Raw genomic sequence first — 24280 nt, forward strand, 5'->3', positions numbered from 1 at the left:
CGTCGCGCCGCCACGCCGCCGGCTCGCGAGCCGGACGGCACCGGGGCGGCCCCGACGGCAGGACGAGCCCGTCGCGCAACGCGTGGCGGGCTTCAGTCAACCCAAGCATTGAGGACGTAATCGTGAACAAACTCGTTCTTGCGCTCGCGCTTTCCGCGACGGCCCTCGCCGCGTGCTCGACCGCATCAGGCCCGACCTACAGCGCATCCGAACTGCAGCCGCGCGACGGCGTGCGCACCTTCCAGGTGGATTGCCACGGCCTGCTGTCAGGCCCGCAGACCTGCATGAAGGCCGCCCGCAAGATCTGCGGCGACCAGCCGGTGCGTACCGTCGATTCCGCGCGTGCGCTGCGCGACGGCGCTGATCCCGCGACGCTGGTGTTCCAGTGCGGCGCCGCGCCGGCCGCAGCGGCGTCGACCGCCGAGCCGTCGCCCACGCCTGCACCCGCAGCGGTGGAACACGTCAACCTCGCGGGCGACGCGCTGTTCGCGACGGGCCTGGCCACGCTCACGCCGGCCGCGCGCGCATCGCTCGACAAGCTGCTGAGCGAACGCGAAGACCACACGTACACGCACGTGACGGTCACCGGCCATACGGATTCGGTCGGCAACGACGCCGCCAATCTCGCGCTGTCGAAGCGCCGCGCGGAAACCGTCGCAAGCTACCTGAAGGCGCACGGGCTGAAGGCGCAATCGGTGTCGGTCACGGGCCGGGGCGCCGCCGATCCGGTCGCCTCCAACGCGACGGCCGAAGGCCGCGCGAGCAACCGCCGCGTCGAGATCTCGCTACAGCGCTGAGCCCCGGCCGTCGCGGCCCCGGGCGCCCTCCCCGCGCCCGCGCGCGACGGCCCGGACCGGCAGGGCGCAGTCGCGCCGCCGGCACCCCGCCGCCCCCGTCGACACCGCTTCGCCGGCGCCCCGACTCCCGCGCCCGGCGGCTATGTCAAAGTTCGTCAGCCCCCTCCACAGAACGGCGCCTTCCGTGCCACAATCGCCGCAGACAGCTGCCGGGGCGTTCCGCCCGCGTCGCGCGCCGTGCCAGACCCGCCCGACGACACCCCGGAATCCGGCGGCCGCATCGCGTTCCGCGCCGCTCGACGCGCATTCCAGTGCGCGCCGGCGCGAACACGACCACGACAATCCACGGCGCGCCGTTTCGCGGCCACGGCCGAACGCACGACGCCGCAGAGGAAACCAACCGGTGACGGATATCAATCAAGCCGCCTCGGGCGGCACCCGCAAGCAACGGCCGGCCGTCGGTATCTCGCTGTTTGCGCGGGACGGCCAGGCGATCTGGGAAAACGGCATTCACCAGAACATCGCGTTCCTCGCGATGATGCTCAAGCGCTCGAACCGCGTCGGCCCCGTTTATTTCCTGAATGGCGGTGACGCGAACGCGCTGCCGGCCGGCCTCGAACTCGACGGTCTCGATGTGCCGCTCGTGAAACCCGTCGACGTCACGCACGAACTCGACGTCGTGATCGAAATGGGCGCGCAACTGCCGGTCGAATGGCTCAGGCACATGAAAGCGCTCGGCACGAAGCTGGTCGCGTGCTACGTCGGCCACACCTACAGCGGTCTCGCCGAGACGCCAATCTTCGACAAACCGTCGGGGCACATCTTCAACGGCACTCAGTTTGACGAAGTGTGGGTGCTCGAGAAGTCGCAAAAGATCGACGTGCCGCTGCTGCGCACGCTCACGCGCGCGCCGGTCCATACGATTCCGCATCTGTGGTCGCCGTACTTTCTCGATCGCCGCATCGCCGCGCTGGCGAGCGAAGGCCTGACGTTCGGCTATCGGCCCGGCCGCCGTGCATGGAATCTCGCCACGCTGGAACCGAACATCTCGGTCGTGAAGTCGTGCCACTACCCGATGCTCGCGTGCGACGAGTTCTACCGCGCGCAACCGGACGCGGTGCAACATCTGTTCGTCGTCAACTCGATGCACATGAAGGCACATCCGACGTTCGTGCACTTCGCGAACAGTCTCGATCTCGTGCGTCAGCACAAGGCAACGTTCGAGCCGCGCATCAACCTGCCGGGCTTCATGGCGCGCCATGCGGACGCGGTCGTGTCCCACCACTGGGAAAACGCGCAGAACTACCTGTACTACGACGTGCTGTATGGCGGCTATCCGCTGATCCACAATTCGACGCTGCTCGGCGACGCCGGCTACTACTACCCGGACTTCGATTCCGCCGCGGGCGGCCAGGCGCTGCGCGATGCATGGCTGCATCACGACGACCGGCTCGACGACTATCGTGCGAAAGCCGGCCGGCTGCTGCAGTCGGTCTCGATCGACAACCCCGCGAACCTGGACGCGTTCGTCGCGCGCCTGGTCGCCTGAACCGGAGCATACGCATGTCGGACTCCAATGCCCGTCAAGCGCCCGGCGAGGGCAAGCGTCTCGTCGTCGGCGTGTCGCTGTTCGTGCGCGGCGCCGGCCAGTCGCTGTGGGAAAACGGCATCTTCCAGAACTGCCTGCTGTTGATCCTGCTGCTGCGCCAGTCTCCGCTCGTCGCCGAAGCCGTGATGGTGAACGGCGGCGAACAAGTCGCCGATCCGCAGATGATGCTCGGCGAGTGGGACGTGCCGCTGCTGTCGATGGACGAAGCGCTGGAACGCTGCGACGTGCTGATCGAAATGAGCGCGCAGTTCGGCGCCGACTACCTGCGCGCATTCCGCGACCGCGGCGGCAAGGTCGTCACGATGCGGGTGGGCAACGACTACGTGATCGACATCGAGCGGGCGATGTTCGACAAACCGTCGGGCTTCCTGTTCTCCGGCGCACCGTACGACGCGGTGTGGACGATTCCGGAATTCGAGCGCTCGTGCCTGCACTATTACCAGACGGGCCTGCGCGCGCCGGTGACGATCGTCCCGCACATCTGGCATCCGATGCTGTTCGACAAGGCACGCGCGACGCTCGGCGCCGGTTTGTCGTTCGGTTACCAACCCGGCAAGCCGCGCTGGCGCGTGACGATGTTCGAGCCGAACATCTGCATGGTGAAGACGAGCATCATCCCGATGCTGGTGACCGAGGAGGCCTATCGCGCGAAGCCGGAATTCCTCGAGTTCGTGCGCGTGTGCAACACGCTGCACCTGAAGGAGCATGCGACCTTCGTCCATTTCGCGAAGAGCCTCGACATCGTGAACCACGGGATCACGACGTTCGAAAGTCGCTATGCGGTGTACGAGTTCATGGCCGCCTACGGCGACGCGGTGGTATCGCACACGTGGGAAAACGCACAAAACTACCTGTACTACGAATTGTTGTACGGCGACTATCCGCTGATCCACAACTCCCCGTTCCTCGGCAAGGCCGGGTATTTCTATCCGGACTTCGATTGCCAGGCCGGCGGCCGCGCGCTGCTGCAGGCGTTCGCCGAGCACGATGCGAACCTCGACGCGTATCGCGAGCAATCGAAGCACGTGCTCGACTCGGTCAGCATCTACAACCCCGGCAACGTCGCCGCATATTCCGACGCGATCGCGTCGCTCTATCGCGACGCGTGACGCGCGACGCGTGGCGCGTGACGCGCCGCCATTTTCGGATTCCGACATGAACGCACACCTGCCCCTCTCCCGCACGAAATGGCTGATCGGCTGCGCCGTCGCGTCGATCGCGATCGGTGCGCACGCGCAATCCGGCGGCGAATCGGCCGACGCGCTGCTGCGCGATGCCGATGCGGTCTTCAACCAGCTCGACGCCGGCCACTACGGCGCGGTGTGGAACGACTCCGCCGCGTTCGTGAAGGCGCGCATCAAGCAGGACCAGTTCGCGCTGGACATGCAACGCGCGCGCCAGTCGGTCGGCATGGTCAGCCATCGCGGCTGGGCGCAGATCACGCGGATTCGCTACGCGAATTCATCGTCGATGCCCGACGGGCTTTATGCGAATGTCGACTATACGACGACGCTCACGACCGGGACGACCGTGTACGAAAAGCTGAGCTTTCGCCTCGACGACGACGGCCACTGGCACCTGACCGGCTACGTACCGCGCCAGTCGCAGAACTACACGCCTTGAACCGCGCACCGTCCGCCCGGAGCCGCCGATGAAAATCAATGTCGCGATTACGATGAACGTCCAGCGCGACGCGACGCAGTCGATCTGGTACAACGGCGCGAACCAGCATTGCGTGTACCTGTACATGCTGCTGAAACGCTCGCCGCTGATCGGCGAAGTCTGGCTCGCGCACGACGACGGCATCACCGACTACCCGCAGGCGCTGATGATGGACGCATTCGGCGAAGCGCTGCGACCGCTGTCGGCGATCGTTCACCAGACCGACCTGCTGATCGAGATGAACGCGTTCGTCGATCCGTCGCACACGAACGCGGTGCGCCAGCGCGGCGGCAAGTGCGTGTCGTACCGCTTCGGCAACGACTACGTGATCGCGGTCGAGACGATCAACTTCGAGAAGAACAACTGGCGGCCGAACCCGAACCGCGTGCAGTTCGACGAAATCTGGACCAACCCGCAGCACATGCACACGTGCGCGGCCTACTTCCAGGCTGTGTATCGCGCTCCGGTGATCGAGCTGCCGCACATCTGGTCGCCGTACTTCATCGAACGCAGCCTCGACGCCGATCCCGAACTGAAGGCGCGCTTCGGCTATCGCAATCACGGCCCGGCCAAGCGCATCGCGTTCTTCGAACCGAACCTGAACGTCGTGAAGAGTTCAATCGTGCCGATGCTGGCCGCGAACGCATGCTACGTCGAGCACCCGGAGCTCGTCGAGCACGTGTACATGACCAACACGTTCGACAAGAAGGAAAACGTCGCCTTCAAGCATCTCGCGCTCGGGCTCGAGATGGTGCGCGACGGCAAGGCGACGGCCGACGTGCGTGCGCCGTTCGTCGCATGGGCCGCGCATCACACCGACATCGTCGTGTCGCACCACTGGGAAAACGGCCTGAACTACCTGCTGTACGACGCGCTGTACGGCAACTACCCGCTCGTGCACAACTCGCCGTTCCTGCGCGACGTCGGCTATTACTACCCGGACTTCGAGATCTTCGATGCGGCGCGCGCGATCGCGACGGCCGCGCAGACGCACGACGCACGGCTCGGCGACTACGCGGCAGCGGCCCGCCGCTGCCTGCAGCAGGTCGATACGCTCGCCGACCACAACGTGCGCGCGTATTCCGAGCAGATCCAGCGCCTGTTCACCGGGCGCACGCTCGGCTGATTGTCTTCCCACGCGCCCCTCGCCCATGAATCAGACCGTCCGCAATTTCGTCGTGATCGATTCGATCCACGGCCCGTTCGTCATCAACCGCCACTGCGCGTTGCAAGCGGAGGCGCTGATCAAGACCGGCCGGCCGCATATCCAGGGCGAGCTCGACATGATCATGCACGTGATCGATCAGTTGCCCGACGGCGCAATCGCGGTGGACGGCGGCGCGAATGCCGGGCTCGTGTGCGTGCCGATCGCGCACCGGCTGCGCGAACGCGGCGGCCGCGTCTATGCGTTCGAGCCGCAGCGCACGCTGTTCCATGCACTCGGCGGCACCGTCGCGCTCAACCAGCTCGACAACCTTTATCTGCTCAACATGGGGCTTGCCGCCGCCAACGGCACGATGAAGGTACCCGATGTCGATTACGGACAGGATGCCGATTTCGGGACGGTTTCGCTCGTCGACGCGCAAGCATCCGGCGGCACGCCGACGCCTGTCGTCAGGCTCGATTCGCTCGGCCTGGCGCGTCTCGATTTCCTGAAGCTCGACATCGAAGGGATGGAGGTCGAAGCACTGCGCGGCGCGCGCCGGCTGCTCGAGACGCATCTCCCGTGGTGCTGGATCGAATACTGGAAAGTCGGCGAAGCGCCGATCATCGATACCTTCGCCGGTCTCGATTACACGTTCTATCGGATCGACGGGTTGAACATGCTTTGCGCACCGAACCCGCGCTGGGACCGGCAGCGCCTGTTCATCTCGGGCGAACCGCTCACCGTCGGCGGGACGACCGAACACGGCGCGGATCGCCCGACGGCCGCGCCCGCCGATACCGAAGCACCCGAGACACACTGGAATCGCGCACTCGACCACGAATCGCGCTGCGAGTGGGGACGCGCGATCGACCGCTGGCAACGCGCGCGCGGCCGGGGCCTCGACGACGATGCAATCGCGTTCCAGCTCGCGTCGTGCTACGGATTCGCCGGCGCACCCGAGGCCGGCCTCGCGGCGCTCGACCATTTCGGCGATCCCGCGGTGTTGCCCGACGCCGCGCGCGGGCGGATCGAACTGGCCCGTTCGGCGCTGCTGCTGCGCGCCGGCCGGCGCGACGAGGCCGCGCGTGCCACCATCGACAGCGAAAACGTTCTGACGGCCGCGCAGTTCGGGCTGCCGACGGACCGGCTTTACCAAGGCCAGCCACTGCACGGGAAGCGGCTGCTCGTACTCAGCTACGGCGGCGTCGGCGACCAGCTCCAGTACGCCCGCTACCTGCATGCGCTCGATGCACTCGGCTGCACGGCGGTGACGGTCATCGTCCCCGCCGCGCTGGCCGACCTGATGCGCCACACGTTTCCGCGTATCGAGTTCGTCGGCGCACACGGCGCGTGGGTCGACGCGTCGCAGCTCGCGCACGACTACTGGTGTTCGTTCCTGATGCTCGCCGCGCACTTCGGTTACGCATCGGCGCCGAAAGGCGTGCCGGCAATCTACCTGACGTGCCCACCCGCGCACGAGGCCGCGTGGCGAGATCGCGTGTCGCACGATGGCCATGCGCCAGGCACGCGCCGCATCGGGCTGAACTGGCGCGGGCGCGACGAAAGCGACGCGCGGTTCCATCGCGCGGCCAGCCTGCGCGATTTCGCGCCGCTTGCACGGATGCACGGCTACTCCGCGTACTGTCTCAACCGCGACCTGTCGGCACAATCCGAGCCTTCGGATCTGCCGGTGACGTTCCCGCATCACGCGATCGGCGATTTCAGCGATCTGGCCGCGCTGATGCTCGCGATGGATGCCGTGGTCACCACCTGCACCGCGCACATCCACCTGGCCGGCGCGTTGGGTGTGCCGGCAGTCCTGCTGCTGAGCCCGAAAGCCGATGCACGCTGGGAAACCGGCTCGCGCACCGCGCTGTATCCGGGCATCCGGATCGTGCGCGCCGCGCATCCGGGCCAATGGGACGATGCGGTCGATCGCGCGCTGGCGCTCGTGCTCGGGGGATTCGGAAACGACTGACGCGGCGCCTGCCGAGCGCCGCACACCCGCGTTCGACGAACGTCAGGCACGGTGCGCGGGCCGGCGCCAGGGCGGCACCCAGTCGCCGCCGTGCATGGCGAACAGGTGGCCATGCCGGCGTCCGATCCGCGCGAGCCCCGCGAAACAGCGGAGCGCGGCACGACTGACCTGGCCAGCGTGCCGCGCGAGGCTGCCGGATACGCCGCGCGCAATCGCCGAATCGTCGCCGCAAGCGCCTGCAAACACGCCGGCGTAATAGTGCCGCGCCGCGAGTTCCCGGCCGTCGGCGTCGAGCGGCGTCATTCGGCGAATACGGTGCGCGACGGCCTTCAGGCCATCGAGATACGGCGTGACATCGAGCGGTGCATCGGTCGATTCCGCGCCGAGTTGCCACAGAATGTCGGCCAGTTCGGCGATTGCGACGAGTTCGCTCGCATCGGCCGCCCGCGTGCCCGTTCCTTGCCCGGCCTTCTTCGTCGCCGCCATACCCACGCCCCTTTCCGATCCTTCGTTGCCCGATGCCGACGCGCCGCGTGCGCACCGCGGCGTCATGCGGCCGCCGGTGACCGCCATGTAAAGCGGACGCCCTGCGCCCATGCGACGCCGGAATCCAGGATGATCTGCCGGTCGATCTCGTTCTCCACGCCTTCGACGACGACGTGCCGCGCACTTTCATGCGCGAACGCGATCAGCCGGCGAAACTGGTAGCGCCCGATCGCGTTGCGCTTGATCAGCGACAGGACCGACCTGTCGAGCTTCACGATATCGGGGTTGCCGACCACCAGGTTGTTCAGCGCGCTGAAGCCGACGCCGAAGTCGTCGATCGCGACGCGGCACCCGGCCTGGCGAAACCGGTTCACGAACGATCGGCCCGCGACGGGATTCAACGGCCCCGTCTCGGTAATCTCGACGACCAGCCGCGCTGCGACCGACGGCTCGCACTCGAGCCGCCTGAATATGGCCAGCCACGCGTCGTCCACAACCGCGCTCGTCGCCGCGACATTGCAGCCGTACACAGCCTTCGGATCGGCACGCAGCGCGTCGATCGTCCGGCCCACGACGAGCCGGTCGAACCACCGCATCAACCCGAGCGATTCGAGGCGAGGCAGGAACGCGAGCGGTGGCAGCGCATCGCGCGCTCCCCAGCGCAGCCGCGCGAGGCATTCGTGATAGAGCACGCCACCCGACAGGTCGGCGCGGCAGACCGGCTCTCGCGCGAATCCGAGCCGGCTTTCGACAAAACTGCGCACCGACGCAAGGTCCGGGTGATCGTCATGCGCGCCCAACACGAGATCGATCTCATCCCGATTCGCTACGTTATTCGCCTCCAGGCGAGATTCGACCGCATTCATCCGGCGCTCCGGCAAATGTCGGACCGCCGATGACGGCCCGCGCTCTCGATACACATGGCGCGAGCCGACCACGACGCGCACCACCGCCTACCCGGCCCATCCTGTTGTTTCGATCTTTTCCGGGAGCGTACTTTTTATTTCGGCGCACCGTCAAACCCGATATTGTCAACGATATTCAAACATCGGAAATACACCACGCGCGCATGTCGACAACAGTGCGGCAGATTACACAAAATCGTTGGAACAGCACCAATCGATACCGCTTATCTTTCCCGCCCGAACATCGCACGAAGAATTGATTTACCACGCGACCTGTTTAAATAATCAAGTGCCTGGTATTTTGTATGATAAATATCCGACAGCGGAACACTGCCCGGACCGATACCCGCATTCGCCGCACCTCGCGGCGCCGATGGCCCGACGCGGCACATTCGGTCCTCGCGACATTCAATTTCGTCGTTTGAAACGATATTGATAACGGCCGAATATTAATCAGACAAGCCGATAAAGATAATATGCGCTCAAATTATATGACGGCCGTCGATTGAAAGATGTTTAACAATCTTTTCGACTTGTTAACCTCTAAAATAATTTCCGACGGACTTCCCTCGGAGCCGTCAAATTCGTGCCTTCAAAACCGTCGAATCTCCCCGGTTCGACGGTTTCTTTTTTTAACGGCGCGATTTCTTCAGACATTAACCGGTGACGATCCACCCGACGGCTTGCCGCACGCGCAACCTCATGCCGCCGTCGCGCCGATCAGATTCGCGAGCAGCGCATCGTATTCGGCGACGAGCGCGGGGTTCGCCGACGTATAGCGCCCGAGGATCTCGCGCTGGCGCCGCGTGTACCCTTCCCAGCCGTCGTCGTGCGTGTGCAACGCGTGCAGCAGCGCGTCCGCGCCCTTCTGAACGTCATTGTCCGGGTAGTAGTAGCCGAGATCGGGCGCGAGGCTCGCGTTGTGCACGAGCGGATAGCCCTGCCAGCACACGTCGAAATAGAAGTAGTTGAGCGGGTTCGACCATTGATGCGACACCACGATATCGGTCAGGTCGGCCAGGAACAGCGGCGTGTCGAAACGACCGACGAAGCTCGCCTTGCCGGCACGCACGATGTCCAGGTAATTCATCAGCATCACGAACTCCGGGCTTTCGTGCGCGAGACGGTCGGCGTTCGTCACGTGCGTGAAGCAGATCGCATCGGGGTCGCGACGATACGCTTCGTCGATGATCAGCATCGGGTACACGCAGAACTTCACGACGTTGTGGTTCGGTTCCATCACCGTGAGCCGCTTGCCCGGCTCGCTGCGTGGGCGGTATTCGCCATGCTCGGGCAGCGATGCCGCGCGCGCGCTCAGGAACATCGGATCCCATACAAACGGCACGACGCGCCCCGGGCAGCGACGCAGCGACTGCAGGAACGGCAGCGATGACGGCGCGATCTGCGGAATCGCCCACACCTCGTCGTAGCCGCGGTTGATGAACAGCGAATCCCACAGCCGGCGGCCGAACAGCATCGACTCCATCGCGTTGATGTACTCGACGCCGCAGCAGTAGCTGACGATCTTCGCACCGCGGGCCTTCAGGTAGGCCGTCTGAGCGGCGTCGATCTGGCCGCCGAGTTCGATCACCACGTCGAGCGCATCCTTCATGTCCGCGAATGCGCGCGTTTCGAACACGGTGCGATCCCACGGCAGCGCATCGGTCAGCGGCACGTCGGTCGTGTTGACGAGCGTCACGCGGTAGCCGTGCGGCGACGCCATCAGCAGCTTCGCGAGAAACAGCGCGTTCTGCTTGATGCCGTTGATCCACAGGCTTTCGTCGGGAGTGCGCAGTCCGATCGTGATACCGATGCGCAGGCCGTTCAGGACAGGAGACGTCATCGTCGGCGAGATGGGAGGTTGAATGGACGCAGTGTAGCGCGCGGCACGCGGCCGCGCGAGCAATCCGCCAGTCTAGCGGAGCGCCGGCCGCCAGACTGTCATGCATCGTCATACGCGGCGCCGATGCCCGTGGTCGGCGGCCATGCGCGCCGCCGACGCCAGATGCGACAAGGCCGGCGTCGCACCGCGAGGCGCTACGCCGGCCCATGCGCGACGCGCGCTCCGGTCAGCCTTCCGCCATCATCAGCAGCTGCGCGCCATCCGCGACCTGGTCGCCGACGCCGTACAACACTTCCGCGACGACACCCGCGCCCGGCGCGCCGATCGTGTGTTCCATCTTCATCGCTTCCATCACGATCAGCGGCGTGCCGGCTTCGACCTTCTGGCCCGGCTCGACCAGCACCGCGATCACCTTGCCCGGCATCGGCGCGGTCAGGCGGCCGCCGCCATGCTCGGCATCGCCCGCGTGCGCGAGCACGTTGCGCCATTCGAAGGTCTCGGCAACCCCTTGCGTGAATACGTGGAAAGTGTCGCCATCCGCATACACGCGGCCGCTGCTGCGCACGCCGTCGAGCGTTACGTCGAAGTCGAGCGGTGTCGCGCCGCGCGTCCACGCGAACGGCTGCGCGGCCGCGCCGCCGGCGGCGATACGCGTGCTGCCGTCGTCGTACTCGTAGGTGACGGTCACGTCCGCGTCGCGTTCGGGCGCATGCCATTCGAGCGTGCGGCGATAGCCGCCGTTCAACCGCCAGTCCGGCAACGCACGCCACGGCGACGCACTTTCCGTTGCGGCCGCGTCGCGTTCGCCCGCGAGCAGCGCCGCGCAGGCCAGCGCGAGCGTCGCGCGCGGCGGCTGTTGCGGCGCGAACAGCACATCGTGGTTGCGCTCGATCAGGCCCGTGTCGAGATCGGCGATCGCGAACGGCGCACAGGTGACGATCCGCTGCAGGAACGCGGCGTTCGTGTGCAGACCGACCACCTCGCACGCACGCAGCGCGCGCAACATCCGCCCGAGCGCTTCCGCGCGGTCCGCGCCGTGCACGATCAGCTTCGCGATCATCGGATCGTAGAACGGCGTGATCGCATCGCCTTCGCGCACGCCGCTGTCCACGCGCACCGGCGCGCCGATCGCGAACTCGACACCTTCCGGCAGCCGCAGGTGCTTCAGCGTGCCGGTGGACGGCAGGAAGCCGCGCGCCGGATTCTCCGCATAGAGACGCGCCTCGATCGCGTGCCCCTGCACGCGCAGTTCTTCCTGCTTCAGCGGCAGCGGGTCGCCCGCTGCGACGCGCAGTTGCCATTCGACGAGATCGAGCCCGGTGACCATCTCGGTGACTGGATGCTCGACCTGCAGGCGCGTGTTCATTTCCATGAAGTAGAACGCGTCGCCCGTCATGATGAACTCGACGGTGCCCGCGCCGACGTAATTCACCGCGCGCGCGGCCGCGACGGCCGCTTCGCCCATCGCGAGCCGCACGTCTTCGTGCAACCCCGGCGCCGGCGCTTCCTCGAGCACCTTCTGGTGACGGCGCTGCACCGAGCAGTCGCGATCGAACAGGTAGACGGTGTTGCCGTGCGTGTCGCCGAACACCTGCACTTCGACGTGGCGCGGCCGCGTCAGGTATTTCTCGATCAGCACGCGATCGTTGCCGAAGCTGCTGGCAGCCTCGCGCTGGCACGACGCGAGCGCCGCCGGGAAGTCGTCGGAGCGCTCGACCACGCGCATGCCCTTGCCGCCGCCACCCGCGCTCGCCTTCAGCAGCACCGGGTAACCGATCGCGTCGGCTTCGCGATGCAGGTTGGCCGGGTCCTGGTCGTCGCCGTGATAGCCCGGCACGAGCGGCACCGCGGCCGCGTGCATCAACGCCTTCGCGGCGGCCTTCGAGCCCATCGCCGCGATCGCGTTGACGGGCGGCCCGATGAACACGATGCCGGCCGCTTCGCACGCGTGCGCGAAATCCTCGTTCTCCGACAGGAAGCCGTAGCCCGGATGGATGGCCTGCGCGCCGGTCGCGCGCGCGGCCTCGATGATGCGCTCGATGCGCAGATAGCTGTCCGCGGCCGCCGAGCCGCCGATGTGCACGGCCTCGTCGCATGCGGCGACGTGCTTCGCGTTCGCGTCCGCGTCGGAATAGACGGCGACGCTCGCGATCCCGAGACGTTTGCACGTCGCGGCGACGCGGCAGGCGATTTCGCCGCGATTGGCGATCAGAATCTTGTCGAACATGGCTTCGATGTCGTCCGGAAAGTTAGAGGCACGCCGTCATTCACGCCACGAGGGCGTGCGTTTCTCGAGGAAAGACGCGATCCCTTCGCGCGCTTCCGCGCCGGCGCGGGTCCGCGCGATCCAGTCGGCGGTCTGGTCGATCAGCGCCGCGTCGAGCGGCCGGCCGGCCACGTCGGCGACGAGCCGCTTGCATGCGCGCACCGCGTCGGGGCCGTTCGCGACGAGCGTCGCGGCCAGCTTCGCGACCGTTTCGTCGAGCGTCTCGGCCGGCACGGCATCGTGAATGAAGCCGAGCGACGCGGCGCGCGCGCTGTCGAACACTTCCGCCGTCGTGAAGTAACGGCGCGCCGCGCGCTCGCCCATCGCGCGCACGACGTACGGCGCGATCGTGGCCGGAATCAGCCCGAGCCGCGCTTCGGACAGGCAGAACTTCGCGCCGTCGGTGGCAATCGCGATGTCGGCCGCCGCGACGAGGCCCACGCCGCCCGCATATGCATCGCCATGCACGCGCGCGATCACCGGCTTGCCGCAGCGATGGATCGCCTCGAGCATCCGCGCGAGCTTGCGCGCGTCGGCGCGGTTCTCGTCGTCCGAGTAACCGGCCATCTTCTTCATCCAGTTCAGGTCCGCACCCGCGCAGAACGCGGCACCTTCCGCCGCGAGCACGACCGCGCGCACGCCGGCGTGTGCATCGAGCCACTCGAACGCGGTGGTCAGCTCGGCGATCGTCGTCTCGTTGAACGCGTTGCGCACGTCGGGCCGCGCGAGCGTGACGGTCGCCACGCGGCCGGCCTCGCTTACCTTGATCGTTTCGTATCGCATCGGTCAGTCCTCCCGGCCGTTACATGCGGAACACGCCGAAGCGCGTATCGTCGATCGGCGCGTTCATCGACGCGGCCAGGCCGAGGCCCAGCACGTCGCGCGTCTGCGCGGGGTCGATCACGCCGTCGTCCCACAGCCGCGCGCTCGCGTAATACGGATGCCCCTGGCGCTCGTACTGATCACGGATCGGCTGCTTGAACGCATCCTCGTCCTCGGCCGACCACGTGCCGCCCTTCGCCTCGATGCCGTCGCGGCGCACGGTCGCGAGCACCGATGCGGCCTGCTCGCCGCCCATCACCGAGATCCGCGCGTTCGGCCACATCCACAGGAAACGCGGGCCGAATGCGCGGCCGCACATCCCGTAGTTGCCCGCGCCGAACGAGCCGCCGATGATCACCGTGAACTTCGGCACCTTCGCGTTCGACACGGCCGTCACCATCTTCGCGCCATGGCGCGCGATGCCTTCGTTCTCGTACTTGCGGCCGACCATGAAGCCCGTGATGTTCTGCAGGAACACGAGCGGAATCTTGCGCTGGCAGCACAGCTCGATGAAATGCGCGCCCTTCACGGCCGATTCGGAGAACAGGATGCCGTTGTTCGCGACGATCCCGACCGGATGGCCCCAGATATGCGCGAAGCCCGTGACGAGCGTCGTGCCGAAGCGTGCCTTGAATTCGTCGAACTCCGAATCGTCGACGATGCGCGCGATCACCTCGCGCACGTCGAACGGCTTGCGCGTATCGACGGGAATCACGCCGTACAGGCTCTTCGCGTCGTAGCGCGGCGGCTTCGGCTCGCGCAACGCCACCGGCGACGCGATCTTCGGCGCCAGGTGGTCGACGATGCTGCGCGCGATCGACAGCGCATGCGCGTCGTTCTGCGCGAGATGGTCGGCCACGCCCGACAGGCGCGTGTGCACGTCGCCGCCGCCGAGATCCTCCGCGCTCACTTCCTCACCGGTCGCGGCCTTCACGAGCGGCGGGCCGCCGAGGAAAATCGTGCCCTGGTTCTTCACGATGATCGACTCGTCGCTCATCGCCGGCACATACGCGCCGCCTGCCGTGCACGACCCCATCACGACCGCGATCTGCGCGATTCCCGCGGCGGACATCGTCGCCTGGTTGAAGAAGATGCGGCCGAAGTGGTCGCGATCCGGGAACACGTCGTCCTGGTTCGGCAGGTTCGCGCCGCCCGAATCGACGAGATACACGCACGGCAGCCGGTTTTCCGCGGCGATTTCCTGCGCACGCACGTGCTTCTTCACGGTCATCGGATAGTAGGTGCCGCCCTTTACCGTCGCGTCGTTGCACACGATCATGCACTCGCGGCCCGCGATCCGGCCGATCCCGGTGATGACGCCCGCGCCCGGTGCGTCGTCGTTGTACATGCCGTTCGCCGCGAGCTGCGACAGTTCGAGGAATGGCGCCCCCGGATCGAGCAGCTGCGCGATCCGGTCGCGCGGCAGCAGCTTGCCGCGCGACAGGTGCTTGTCGCGCGCGGCCTGGCCGCCGCCTTGCGCGAGCTGTTCGATCTTCGCGCGCAGGTCGGCGACGACCGCCTCCAGCGCCGCGGCGTTCGCGCGGAATTCTTCCGAACGCGGGTTCAGTTTGGATTCGATGATCGGCATCGACGGGGCTCCGTTCGCGTGACGTGGGCGTTACATCGTTTCCGCGAACAGCTCGCGGCCGATCAGCATGCGGCGGATCTCGCTCGTGCCGGCGCCGATCTCGTACAGCTTCGCATCGCGCCACAGACGGCCGACCGGATACTCGTTGATGTAGCCGTTGCCGCCGAGGATCTGGATCGCCTCGCCGGCCATCCACGTGGCCTTCTCGGCCGTATAGAGGATCACGCCCGCGCAGTCCTTGCGCACCTGGCGAATGTGGTCGCTGCCCGCCGAGTCGAGATGGCGCCCGACCGCGTACAGATACGCACGGCACGCCTGGAACGTCGTGTACATGTCGGCGACCTTGCCCTGGATCAGCTGGAATTCGCCGATCGACTGGCCGAACTGCTTGCGGTCGTGGATATACGGGACGACCGCGTCGAGACACGCGGCCATGATGCCCGTCGGACCGCCCGACAGCACCGCACGCTCGTAGTCGAGGCCGCTCATCAGCACCTTCACGCCACCGTTGAGCTGGCCGAGGATGTTCTCCTCCGGCACCTCGACGTCCTGGAACACGAGCTCGCCCGTGTGCGACCCGCGCATGCCGAGCTTGTCGAGCTTCTGCGCGACCGAAAAGCCCTTCATCCCCTTCTCGACGATGAACGCGGTGATGCCGCGCGGGCCGGCGTCGATGTCCGTCTTCGCGTAGACGACGAGCGTGTCGCAGTCGGGGCCGTTGGTGATCCACATCTTCGTGCCGTTGAGCACGTAGCGGTCGCCGCGCTTGTCCGCGCGCAGCTTCATGCTGACGACGTCGGAGCCGGCGTTCGGCTCGCTCATCGCGAGCGCGCCGATGTGTTCGCCCGACACGAGCTTGGGCAGGTATTTCCGCTTCTGCGCGTCGGTGCCGTTGCGGTGGATCTGGTTCACGCACAGGTTCGAATGCGCGCCGTAGGACAGGCCGATCGATGCCGATGCGCGCGAGATCTCCTCCATCGCGACCATGTGCGCCGTGTAGCCCATGTTCGCGCCGCCGTATTCCTCGGAAACGGTCATGCCGAGCACGCCGAGATCGCCGAACTTCTTCCACAGATCCATCGGAAACTGGTCGGTACGGTCGACCTCCGCCGCGCGCGGCGTGATTTCCTTGGCCGCGAACGTCGCGACGGCGTCGCGCAGCATCTCGATGTCTTCACCGAGCATGAATTGCACACCGGGCAGGTTGATCATGTCTCCTCCGTCTCCAGAAAGTGGGTCGCACGCGCCGATTTCTGAGTTTCGCTCAAATCGGATCAATGCGTCGATTCATTAAGCCAATACAGCGGAAATTTCGCACAGTTTCGCGCCTCGCCCAGCTTGCCGTCAATAGTTTTTTGAGTGACACTCAGTTATCATTGCACGATGACAGCCGCTACCGCCGACACCATGACCGCCACCGCCAAAGCCGACCGCCCCGAGCCGTCGCGCGCACCCGCCGGGCGCAAGTCCCAGCAGCGCGTGCAGGACATCCTGCGCGCCGGTCGTGAAGTGTTCGCCGAAAAGGGTTACGAGCATGCGACGGCCGCCGAGATCGCGCAGCGGGTGGGCGTGTCGGAGGCCACGGTGTTCAGCTACTTCCGCGGCAAGCGCGAGCTGTGCGCGCGCGTGATCGCCGACTGGTATGACGAAATCATTGCCGCGCTCGAACGCGGGATGCCGCAGGAAGCGCCGGTACAGCAGCAGTTCGCGTTCATCGTGCGCACACATTTGCGGCTGATGCTGGTGAACGGCACGGGGCTGTGCGCGCTGGTGCTCTCGGAGGGGCGAGCGAAACAGCATGCGTTGAGCGACGAGCTCATCGCGCTGCAGCGGCGCTACACGGCGCCGCTGATGGACGTGCTCGCACGCGGCCAGGCGGCCGGGCAGGTGCGCGGCGACATGCCGCTGAGCCTGCTGCGCTCGATGGTGTTCGGGCCGATCGAGCACGTGCTGTGGGATGCGATCCTCGGGCACCGCAAGCTCGATACGGAAACGACGGCCACGCAGCTCATCGACATGCTATGGGCCGCTGTTCAGCCGCCCGCGCCGGAGCAGGCCGCGCTGGTTCGCTTCAGGAACGAAGTCGCGGAAGCGGTGCGGCGGCTGGAAGGAGAAGCGTCCCGCCCGTGACGCCGGCGGGCGGCACGGAGCGCCGCCGCGTTGCCGCCTCACCTGCCCCATCACGGGGTATTCAATCGCTACGAATCCTCGCCGACCCGCAGCGGCGCGCGGCTTTGCTCGTTGTTCAGGTGAACGAACTTGCGTAACAGGCGCATCAGTTCGCGCGAATCATCTTCCCCCATGCCGTCGAACAGGCCGTCGCGCAGCTCCGTCACCGACGGAATCAGGCGCGCGAGCAGCTCGACGCCCGCCGGCGTGAGCAGCAAGCGCCGCTGACGCCGCGGCAACACTTCGCGGACGATCAATCCTTTCGCTTCGAGCCGGACCGCGAGGTCGGCGGTCGTTGACGTGTCGAGCGCCACCCGCTGCGCGAGCGTCACCTGATCGAGCCCCGGACATTCGTAGAGCATCCGCAGGACCGCATACTGCACGGGCGTCACGTCCCGGCCCAGCTTCTCGTAGAACATCGCAACCGCGATCTGGTGCGCGCGCCGGATCAGGTGCCCGGGTTCGTCGTACAGGTCGAGCGGGAAAGCCGGTGCGTCGGCGGGATTCGTTTTTTCCATGGATGAGTCGATGACATAGGCGGCGCACGCCGTTGCGTGCGCCGACGGCATGGCGCTGCGTCGCGCCATTTCCCGGGAAAACCAGTATACCGCTCGGCTTGCCGCGGCCAACCTCGATGAGTACACTGAATCTCATTCAGTACACGGAATGAAGAACCGCCGCGCACCGGCGGCACCGCCCTGAAGGAGACGAAGAACGTGTTTCTCAAGAACGCTTGGTATGTCGCGTGCACGCCCGATGAAATCGACGGCAAGCCGCTGGGCCGCAAGATTTGCAATGAATCGATGGTGTTCTACCGCGCGGCGGACGGCCGGGTCGCCGCGCTCGAGGACTTCTGCCCGCACCGCGGCGCGCCGCTGTCGCTGGGATTCGTGCGCGACGGCGTGCTCGTGTGCGGCTATCACGGGCTGGAAATGGGCTGCAACGGCAAGACGGCCGGCATGCCGGGGCAGCGTGTCGGCGGCTTTCCGCCGATCCGCAGCTTTCCGGTGGTCGAACGGTATGGATTCGTCTGGGTGTGGCCCGGCGATGCGTCCGCGGCCGATCCCGACAAGCTGCCCGCGCTGCGGTGGGCTGAGGATCCGGCCTGGGCACACGGCGGCGGCCTGTATCACATCCGCTGCGACTACCGGCTGATGATCGACAACCTGATGGATCTCACGCACGAGACCTACGTACATGCGACGAGCATCGGCCAGAAGGAAATCGACGAAGCGCCGCCGAAGACGATCGCCAACGGCGACGAAGTCGTCACGAGCCGCTTCATGGAGAACGTGATGCCGCCGCCGTTCTGGCGGATGGCGCTGCGCGGCAACGGGTTGGCCGACGACGTGCCGGTCGACCGCTGGCAGATCTGCCGCTTCACCCCGCCGAGCCACGTGATGATCGAAGTGGGCGTCGCGCATGCCGGCCACGGCGGCTACGACGCACCGGCCGAACTGAAGGCGTCGTCGATCGTGGTCGACTTCATCACGCCGGAGACGGACACCTCGATCTGGTATTTCTGGGGGATGGCGCGCAACTTCCGGCCCGACGATCACGCGTTGACCGCCGAGATCCGGGAAGGCCAGGGCAAGATCTTCGCGGAGGATCTCGACATGCTCGAGCGCCAGCAGCTCAACCTCGAGCAGTGGCCTGAGCGTAAACTGCTCAAGCTCAACATCGACGCCGGCGGCGTGCTGTCGCGCAAGGTGATCGAGCGGCTGCTCGCCGACGAAAACGCGTCGAGCCCGCAGCGGCCCGTGATTCCGGTCGCGCAGATCAAGGAGGCGCCATGAGCACCGCGACGCTGACGGTCCGGGTGGCCCGCAAGTGGCAGGAAGCGCGCGATATCTGCGGGTTCGAATTCGTCAGCGACGACGGCTCGCCCCTGCCGCGCTTCGACGCCGGCGCGCATATCGACGTGTATTTGCCGGGCGGCCTCGTGCGCCAGTACTCGCTGTGCAACCACCCCGAACACGGCGACCGCTACCAGATCGCGGTGCTGCGCGATGCCGAGGGCCGCGGCGGGTCGCGCGCGATTCACGACGAGGTCCGGCAAGGCGATACCGTACGGATCGGCATGCCGCGCAATCAATTCCCGCTCGCACCCGACGCCCCGCACCACCTGTTGCTCGCGGGCGGGATCGGCATCACGCCGATTCTTTGCATGGCGGAACGGCTGTTCTCGTCCGGCACGCCATTCGACATGCACTACTGCGCGCGTTCGACCGATCGCATGGCCTTCGTCGAGCGGATCAACGCAGCCGGATTCCACGACCGCGCGCGCTTGCACGTCGACGACGGCGCGCCCGCGCAACGCCTCGACCTGCCCGCCGTGCTCGCCGCGGCGCCTGGGGGCACCCACCTGTACGTATGCGGCCCGCGCGGCTTCATGGACGCGGTGCTGAACGCCGCGCGCGAAAGCAACTGGGCTGACGAGCGGCTGCATTACGAGTTCTTCGGCGGCGAGGTTGCATCGTCCGGCGCGGATCGCGCATTCCAGGTCCGCATCGCGAGCAGCGGGCAGGTGATCGACGTGCCTGCCGAATGCACGGTCATCGCCGCGCTGGCGGCCAACGGCATCGACGTGCTCACGTCGTGCGAGCAAGGTGTATGCGGCACTTGCATGACGCGCGTGCTCGAAGGCGAGCCCGAGCACCGCGATTCTTACCTGACCGAAGCGGAACGAGCGGCCGGCGACCAGTTCATGCCGTGCTGCTCGCGTTCGCGAAGCGATCTGCTGGTACTCGACCTGTAGACGGACCGCCCGGCACCGCGCATCGCTCGCGTCAATCGGCGAGCCGGCAATGCGAGAGCTTCAACCCCGGCAGCACCGGCGCGTCGATATAGCCTTCGTTCAGGCAACTGAAGCGGAAATTCGCGGACGCCGTGAACGGCTTGATCTCGCCGCCGGGAAATTTGGGATTCAGCGCGGCCTGGTCGGCCGCATCAAAGTGCGTATCGAACTGTTCGCCGTCCGTCGTCAACGCACCGAAGTATGTGCCGTCCGGGTCGCTGCCCATCCGGATCACGGCGCCGACGAACGCGAGGCGCTTGCCGTCGTATTTCGTCTTCGCGGCGGCCATGTTCTGCGTATAGGCTTCGATCACCGTCCCGTAGTGCGCGTCGATCGCGGGATCGGCGGCCGGTGCGGCGCAGGCGTTCTGGCAAACGCCTGCCAGCATCGCGCAAGCAGCAAGCGCGGCCGTCATGAGCGGCGCGGAAATCTTCTTCAAGGGTGGTCTCCCGTCAAACGTCCTGGTTGATGTCGTTGACCGAGGCGCGGTGCCGGGTTGCCACGCGCCACGCCGAACGGTCGCGTCGCCGTTGCTTTATTCGTTCGAATCGTGGAACACGGCTGCGATCACTTCACCACCCGCATGGTCGACGGCGGTGTGCGGCGTCGCGCTGCACGCGACGTGACAGGAAGATGACATGGTGCGGCCCCCGGCTCTCAATGAATTTCACTGCGTCTGATTTTGGCCGCTACGGTAGCAGACGGCCGGCGGCCCGGCAATCGCGATACCCGGTCCGTATCGGCCTCATTTCAATTGCAAACGATTCTCATTACAGTTATCATGCGCATCCTGCTGCGGTGAGCCAGCGAGCGAAGCGCTGCGGCCCACGCCCACATCCTTAGCACTCCATCATTCATCGATTCATGCCATCCCGTCGACCGCCCCGCCATGCGCGGACCTTGCGTCCGTGGCGCGCGAGCCTGCCTGCCCTGATCACCCTTTGCGTCGCAAGCGGCGCGCATGCGGATGCCGAACCTGCGTCCGCGGCATCCGCGGCCGCGCCTGCGCCCGTGTCGCGCGAGCCCGAACGTGAACTCCCGACGATCAGCGTCAGCGCATCGGCGGCCACCGATCCGACCGTCGGATACCAGCCGCGCACCAGCAGCGTCGCCGGCGGCGACGATCGCCCGCTCAGGGAAATTCCGCAGTCGGTCGCCGTGGTCGGCAGCAGCGTGATGCAGGACCAGCAGGCGCGCTCGCTCGACGACGTGCTCGGCAACATCAGCGGCGTGACGCAGACCAATACGCTCGGCGGCACGCGCGATGCGTTCATCAAGCGCGGCTTCGGCTCGAACAACGACGGCTCCGTGCTCGTCGACGGCGTGCGCACGCCGGTGCTGCACAGCTACCTCGCGACGATCGACCGCGTCGAAGTGCTGAAGGGCCCGGCGTCACTGCTCTACGGGATGCAGGACCCGGGCGGCGTGATCAATCTCGTCACGCGCAAGCCGGAAGACACGCTCGGCGGCTCGATCTCGGCCTCGCGTACGAGCCACGGCGGCGGCAGCGCGCAGTTCGACCTGACCGGCCCGCTCGGCAAGCCGGGGCAGGTCGCGGGCGGCACGCTCGCGTTCCGGCTCACCGGCGAATACGACACGAGCCGCTACTGGCGCAGCTTCGGCCGCGAACGCGACGCGCTGATCGCGCCCGCGCTGTCGTGGCACGACGCGAACACGTCGATCGACGTCAGTTACCAATACGTCGACTACACGACGCCGTTCGATCGCGGCACCGTGCTCGTGAACGGCCGCCCCGACGATGCGCTGCGCTATCGTCGCTACGAGGAAGCCTGGGCGCAAAGCAGCGGGATCCAGGAAACGCTGCGCGCGCGCATCGAGCACCGCTTCTCCGACGCGTGGCGCGTGCGCGCAACCTACGGCTGGGGCCGCGACCGCTACGATCAATACATTACCCGCGCGACCGCCTTCAACAGCACGACCGGCGCGCTGTCGCGCACGTCCGATGCGAACCTCGGGCGCAACGACTCCGATCAGATCGCGACGCTCGGCCTGCTCGGCAACCTGACGCTCGCGGGAATGAGCCACGCGCTCTACATCGGCGGCGAATACGAGCGCCAACGCAGCTTCCGCGGCGACACGATCCGCGGCGCCGCGACCCAGGGCTTCAATCTCTACGATCCCGTCTACGACCTCCTCGCCCCCGGCGGCACCGCGAGCGCGAAGCAGAGCGATTCGCTTTCGAAGGTTCACACGTACTCGATGATCGTGCAGGACTCCGTGAAGATCACCGACCGGCTCACCGCGGTCGGCGGGCTGCGCTGGGAGGACTGGCAGCAGGAATCGGGGATGGGGCGGCCATTCGTGTTCGCCGACCGCTCGCACGGCAACGTGTGGCTGCCGCAGTTCGGGCTCGCCTATGCGCTCACGCCGTCGCTGACGGCCTACGCGAACGTGAGCCGCTCGTTCAAGCCGAACGTCGCGTCGAACGTGGCCGCACCGCTCGCGCCGGAATTCGGCCGCGTGCTGGAAGCCGGCCTGAAGTTCAGCCTGAAGCCCGGCATCACCGGCACGCTCGCGGCCTACCAGATCGACAAGCGCAACGTTGCGGTCACGGTCGGCGACATCACGTCGACGATCGGCACCGCGCGCTCGCGCGGGATCGAACTCGACGTCGCCGGGCAGCTCACGCGCCACCTGAGCCTGATCGGCAGCTACGCGTATACGAACGCGAACGACCGCGACAGCAACACGCCGCTCGTCAACGTCGCGCGCCATACCGGCAGCCTGTTCGCGGTGTACGACACGGCGATCGCGAACCTGCCCGGACGCTGGCGCTTCGGCGGCGGCGCGCGGCTCGTCGGCGCGCGGCCCGGCGATACCGCAAACAGCTTCACGCTGCCCGGCTACGTGACCGTCGACGCATTCGCGGCCTATGAAACGACGATCGGCAAGTTCCCGACGCGTATCCAGCTCAACGTGAAGAACCTGCTCGACAAGACCTACTATCCGTCGAGCAACAGCAACCTGATCGTGGCGGTCGGCGAGCCGCGGCTCGTCACGCTGACGACGACGGTGTCGTTCTGACGCATCTTCGCACCGGGCGGCCGGGGCCCGCGACGTCAGCTCCGCCTGCGCGAGCGCCGATGGCCCCGACGAGAACGCGAGCACGGCGATCCCCCTGCGTGTTCGTGCGCAACGTCCGGCCGTCGGAAGTGCTGCGCGAACGCGCCGCGCACTGACCTGCTGCCGCTGACGAAGGCCGCGCGGCGCCGCACGATTCGGCGCCGCGCGGCCTCGTCGTTTCGTCCCATCATCGGCCCCTCGAATATCTCCCATCCGATATCGCGATTTCCGCTATCGATCGCGCGCCCGTAGACTGGCTACGCGATGGCGGCGCATCGCCGCGACACGGCGAAGCGGCACGCCCCCACAAAAACGATATGGGAGAGTTCGATGTCCGACCGGGATGCGCGCCGCGGCGCGCTCAAGACACTCGGCCTCGCGGCCGGCACTGCGCTGCTCGGCGCCTCGCGCGTCGCGCAGGCGGCGGCCCCCGAATCCGGCACGCTGCTGCCCAGCGGCGCGACGCGCCTCGCCGAGCTCACCCGCCGCCTCGCAGCCATACCGAGACGACGCGACTTCAAGACGGTGCCGATGATCGTCGAACGTCCCGATCAATGGGATCACGCGGCGCTCGTGGAAGTGATCGGCTATCGCGGCGGCCCGAAGCAGGTGTGGGACAACACCGAGCTCGGCGGCCCGTGGCTGAACCTGATGCGCAATGCGCTGAACGCGCAGATCTGGGCGTTCGGTCATCCGGATTTCCTCGTCGTATCGGCCACGCATGGCGCCGCGCATCTCGCGCTGTTCGACCAGGCCGCGTGGGACAAATACGGCCTCGCAAAATTCGCCGGCACCGCATTCGCGACCAACACGCTGCTCGCCGCGAAGCCCGCGCAATCCAGAGACGCGAACGATCACGAACTGGCCGATGGCGCATTCTCGTCGCACGACAACAGCATCGCCGCGCTGCAGCAGCGCGGCGTCGTGTTCCTGTCGTGCCACAACGCGATCTGGGAACTCGCGGAACGGCTCGACGGCGCGAACGCGAATCCCGACAAGCTGTCGCTCGATGCACTCGCCGCCGATCTCACCAACCATGTGATTCCGTCGGCGATCGTCACGCCCGGCGCGGTCGGCACGCTGCCCGAACTGCAGCGCGCCGGTTTCACTTACGCGAAGTGAGGCGC

Annotated in this window: 20 protein-coding genes; 11 read left to right on the plus strand and 9 right to left on the minus strand. The window is 66.8% G+C overall.

Annotated features, from left to right (window positions below; all coding sequences use genetic code 11):
• The first annotated feature begins 122 nt into the window (after positions 1-122).
• The 6 genes from WI26_RS24935 to WI26_RS24960 all read left to right on the plus strand — a co-directional run bounded on the left by WI26_RS24935 (position 123) and on the right by WI26_RS24960 (position 7193).
• Positions 123-797 carry an OmpA family protein gene (locus tag WI26_RS24935; RefSeq protein ID WP_069227522.1) on the plus strand — a complete coding sequence of 225 codons (675 nt, stop codon included), beginning with the start codon at positions 123-125 and terminating at the stop codon, positions 795-797.
• 403 nt (positions 798-1200) lie between these two features.
• The gene (locus tag WI26_RS24940) at positions 1201-2346 is read left to right on the plus strand and encodes a DUF2827 domain-containing protein (protein WP_069227523.1); all 1146 of its coding nucleotides are present in this window, start codon (positions 1201-1203) and stop codon (positions 2344-2346) included.
• Positions 2347-2360: 14 nt separating this feature from the next.
• Positions 2361-3515: a DUF2827 domain-containing protein gene (locus WI26_RS24945; RefSeq protein WP_069227524.1), complete on the plus strand. Its 1155-nt coding sequence runs from the start codon at positions 2361-2363 to the stop codon at positions 3513-3515.
• A gap of 46 nt (positions 3516-3561) precedes the next feature.
• A complete protein-coding gene (locus tag WI26_RS24950; protein WP_069227525.1) occupies positions 3562-4029 on the plus strand; it encodes a DUF4019 domain-containing protein in 468 nt (155 codons plus the stop codon).
• Between the two features lie 28 nt (positions 4030-4057).
• Positions 4058-5194: a DUF2827 family protein gene (locus WI26_RS24955; RefSeq protein WP_069227526.1), complete on the plus strand. Its 1137-nt coding sequence runs from the start codon at positions 4058-4060 to the stop codon at positions 5192-5194.
• 25 nt (positions 5195-5219) lie between these two features.
• Positions 5220-7193, plus strand: a complete 1974-nt coding sequence (locus tag WI26_RS24960) for an FkbM family methyltransferase (protein ID WP_069227527.1) — start codon at positions 5220-5222, stop codon at positions 7191-7193.
• Positions 7194-7235: 42 nt separating this feature from the next.
• Here WI26_RS24960 and WI26_RS24965 read toward each other — a convergent pair whose 3' ends face one another.
• From WI26_RS24965 to WI26_RS24995, 7 genes are all read right to left on the minus strand, one after another.
• Positions 7236-7679 (minus strand): hypothetical protein, encoded by a 444-nt coding sequence (locus WI26_RS24965; protein WP_069227863.1) that lies wholly within the window; start codon positions 7677-7679, stop codon positions 7236-7238.
• A 62-nt stretch (positions 7680-7741) separates the two neighbouring features.
• Positions 7742-8545 carry an EAL domain-containing protein gene (locus WI26_RS24970; protein ID WP_059464512.1) on the minus strand — a complete coding sequence of 268 codons (804 nt, stop codon included), beginning with the start codon at positions 8543-8545 and terminating at the stop codon, positions 7742-7744.
• A 739-nt stretch (positions 8546-9284) separates the two neighbouring features.
• Positions 9285-10427, minus strand: coding sequence for a DUF2827 domain-containing protein (locus WI26_RS24975; protein WP_069227528.1), 1143 nt, complete (start codon positions 10425-10427; stop codon positions 9285-9287).
• A gap of 226 nt (positions 10428-10653) precedes the next feature.
• Positions 10654-12654, minus strand: coding sequence for an acetyl-CoA carboxylase biotin carboxylase subunit (locus tag WI26_RS24980; protein ID WP_069227529.1), 2001 nt, complete (start codon positions 12652-12654; stop codon positions 10654-10656).
• 36 nt (positions 12655-12690) lie between these two features.
• Positions 12691-13476, minus strand: coding sequence for an enoyl-CoA hydratase/isomerase family protein (locus WI26_RS24985; RefSeq protein ID WP_069227530.1), 786 nt, complete (start codon positions 13474-13476; stop codon positions 12691-12693).
• Positions 13477-13495: 19 nt separating this feature from the next.
• A complete protein-coding gene (locus WI26_RS24990; RefSeq protein WP_059464516.1) occupies positions 13496-15103 on the minus strand; it encodes a carboxyl transferase domain-containing protein in 1608 nt (535 codons plus the stop codon).
• 30 nt (positions 15104-15133) lie between these two features.
• Positions 15134-16315 carry an isovaleryl-CoA dehydrogenase gene (locus WI26_RS24995; protein ID WP_059447136.1) on the minus strand — a complete coding sequence of 394 codons (1182 nt, stop codon included), beginning with the start codon at positions 16313-16315 and terminating at the stop codon, positions 15134-15136.
• A gap of 171 nt (positions 16316-16486) precedes the next feature.
• On the opposite strand from WI26_RS24995, the gene WI26_RS25000 reads away from it, so the two are divergent.
• Positions 16487-17233 (plus strand): TetR/AcrR family transcriptional regulator, encoded by a 747-nt coding sequence (locus WI26_RS25000; RefSeq protein ID WP_059464517.1) that lies wholly within the window; start codon positions 16487-16489, stop codon positions 17231-17233.
• Positions 17234-17301: 68 nt separating this feature from the next.
• Here WI26_RS25000 and WI26_RS25005 read toward each other — a convergent pair whose 3' ends face one another.
• On the minus strand, positions 17302-17790 hold the full coding sequence (locus tag WI26_RS25005; protein ID WP_059464518.1) for a MarR family winged helix-turn-helix transcriptional regulator: 489 nt from the start codon (positions 17788-17790) through the stop codon (positions 17302-17304).
• Positions 17791-17988: 198 nt separating this feature from the next.
• On the opposite strand from WI26_RS25005, the gene WI26_RS25010 reads away from it, so the two are divergent.
• Both WI26_RS25010 and WI26_RS25015 read left to right on the plus strand, forming a co-directional pair.
• Positions 17989-19068 carry an aromatic ring-hydroxylating oxygenase subunit alpha gene (locus tag WI26_RS25010; protein ID WP_069227531.1) on the plus strand — a complete coding sequence of 360 codons (1080 nt, stop codon included), beginning with the start codon at positions 17989-17991 and terminating at the stop codon, positions 19066-19068.
• Positions 19065-20030: a PDR/VanB family oxidoreductase gene (locus WI26_RS25015; protein WP_069227532.1), complete on the plus strand. Its 966-nt coding sequence runs from the start codon at positions 19065-19067 to the stop codon at positions 20028-20030. The genes WI26_RS25010 and WI26_RS25015 overlap by 4 nt, the downstream gene beginning before the upstream one ends.
• Positions 20031-20061: 31 nt before the next feature.
• Here WI26_RS25015 and WI26_RS25020 read toward each other — a convergent pair whose 3' ends face one another.
• Entirely contained in the window at positions 20062-20508 is a 447-nt protein-coding gene (locus tag WI26_RS25020) for a hypothetical protein (RefSeq protein WP_069227533.1), read from the minus strand.
• 425 nt (positions 20509-20933) lie between these two features.
• On the opposite strand from WI26_RS25020, the gene WI26_RS25025 reads away from it, so the two are divergent.
• Complete coding sequence (locus tag WI26_RS25025) at positions 20934-23114, plus strand: TonB-dependent siderophore receptor (protein WP_069227534.1); 2181 nt, start codon at positions 20934-20936, stop codon at positions 23112-23114.
• A 369-nt stretch (positions 23115-23483) separates the two neighbouring features.
• Entirely contained in the window at positions 23484-24275 is a 792-nt protein-coding gene (locus tag WI26_RS25030; RefSeq protein WP_060323033.1) for a hypothetical protein, read from the plus strand.
• The last annotated feature ends 5 nt before the right edge of the window (positions 24276-24280 follow it).

The sequence above is a fragment of the Burkholderia diffusa genome, from assembly GCF_001718315.1.
Classification (GTDB): Bacteria; Pseudomonadota; Gammaproteobacteria; order Burkholderiales; family Burkholderiaceae; genus Burkholderia; species Burkholderia diffusa_B.